The organism is Pontibacter qinzhouensis, from assembly GCF_008017455.1.
GTDB lineage: Bacteria > Bacteroidota > Bacteroidia > Cytophagales > Hymenobacteraceae > Pontibacter > Pontibacter qinzhouensis.
This window is the reverse complement of sequence record NZ_VRTY01000221.1, coordinates 1-1,053: the sequence shown is the minus strand read 5'-3', so window position 1 is coordinate 1,053 and position 1,053 is coordinate 1. Positions and strand designations below refer to the sequence as shown.

General features: G+C 36.8%; 1 protein-coding gene. It reads right to left on the bottom strand.

What is annotated here, in order from left to right; all coding sequences use genetic code 11:
- Positions 1–89 precede the first annotated feature (89 nt).
- Positions 90–1,053, bottom strand: a 964-nt coding sequence (locus FVR03_RS24695) for a hypothetical protein (protein WP_222707324.1), incomplete at its 5' end; no start/stop codon positions are given.

Genomic DNA, 1,053 nt, shown 5'->3' with positions numbered 1-1,053 from the left:
AGCACCGGTTAAGTACAACCCGGCCTTCATTGTGGGCACTCCGTACCCAACGAAGACCTAGTTGTTGGCAGTAGTTTTTCTTCCTTTCGTCATCTGTATGATACTTTGTCAAGTTGTCCACCTATTACAGTGAATGATAGAACTTGATAGCAATCTACATTTTCTCCGTTTTTAGTTGCGGATTTCCAATTTTGCGGCATACTGTTTACTTTCTCTAAAACCTGGTTTGCAAAAGTTTCTGCAAGTCCTTTCCCTTTTGTTATAATCATAAAATTTCCCGCTTTACCATTACAGTCAACAACAAATGCAATAGCAACTCTAAAAACTGCATCTTTAAATCGTTCATCTGTCAATGGCTTGTCAGCAAAATATTTTTTCAATTCTTCAAGTCCGCCTTCAAAGTTAGGATTTGTATCGGGTTCTGGTTTTTCTCCAATTTTTTCTTTTAGTAAGAACTCTTTTCCTACTGCATATTGTGTCTGTGCATTGCAAAAGCTAACTTTCAATATACTGTCCGCTGGAAAAATTGTTGGTTTTTCTATTTTGTCAGCTGTGACAAATGTAAAACCAAAAGGTGCTTTTGGACTTTCATAGTCATATCCGTTAACGTATAAGATACTCGGCTCTTTAAGTCCTTGATAATAAACTTCATATTTGTCCAATAGTCCTTTACCAAAAGCCGCTGATTTACTTTTGAATTCACAACAACTTGACACACGTCTAAATTGAACAGCTTCACCATTAGGTCCACGTAATGCTTTCAAATAGGCTTGTTCATTTTCAATTTTTCCTACTTTAATCGAGGTCTTATGATTAGGTTCGTAACCATATTTTTTGTCGGTAGAAACTTCTGTTAGTTTCATACTTCCATCTTCAAAAAAATCTTGTCCGTTTACGGTTATCGTCCATAAAGTCAGAACGAATAAAATGCTTGTTAGTCTTGTCATTATTTTCATTATTGTCTGTTTTTTAAAATTACTGCCAACGTACGTTGGCAGGAGGCGTCCCCCAGGTATTTTGCGATTGGATGCCTTCTGCGGGTAGTTATCCGTG